The 528-nt window shown below is 31.4% G+C and carries 1 protein-coding gene; it reads right to left on the reverse strand.

All coding sequences use genetic code 11. The features are described 5' to 3' along the window. Positions 1-97 precede the first annotated feature (97 nt). Positions 98-526 (reverse strand): hypothetical protein, encoded by a 429-nt coding sequence (locus AC3WVA_RS29300; protein WP_492322434.1) that lies wholly within the window; start codon positions 524-526, stop codon positions 98-100. Positions 527-528: the final 2 nt, after the last annotated feature.

A 528-nucleotide genomic window follows, 5' to 3' on the forward strand; every position in this document is an offset into this window, starting at 1 on the left:
CGCTTTTTCTATAACGGTAAGTTCAAATTATGTTTCTATTAAATAAAAAATACATCCTTATAGGGATGTATTTTTTATTTAATGATAATGTTATAAATTATTCTACATGAACCGATATGCTTTTAGATAATACTTGCATTGAGAAAGGAACTCTAGCTTCAAAAGCTATAGTGTTTGTTGAATTTGGTGTATTTGAGAAGATGTACGAATCTTTGATACGTAATCTAAATGTTTTTTCAGATCCGAATGGACCAGTATAAGAACTGACTTCGTCTAAAGAACTTCCTGCATATCTAATACCATTAATAGTTAAAGCTTCTGAATATGAATCCGGTGTACCTACTTCACTAACTTTAACATAAAGGTAATCGCCCTTAAGAACAGGAATAGATAAGTAAGAACTTGCACTATACATTTTGTTATTATCGCCTACAGCACTAATGCTAACACTTCGTAATGGAGAAGAATCCGCTTTTGAAATTGTTGGTAAAAATGCTAGTGTAAGTGCAAAACACATAGCTAACATGC

It is taken from the genome of Bacillus sp. EB106-04-02-XG92, assembly GCF_058791995.1.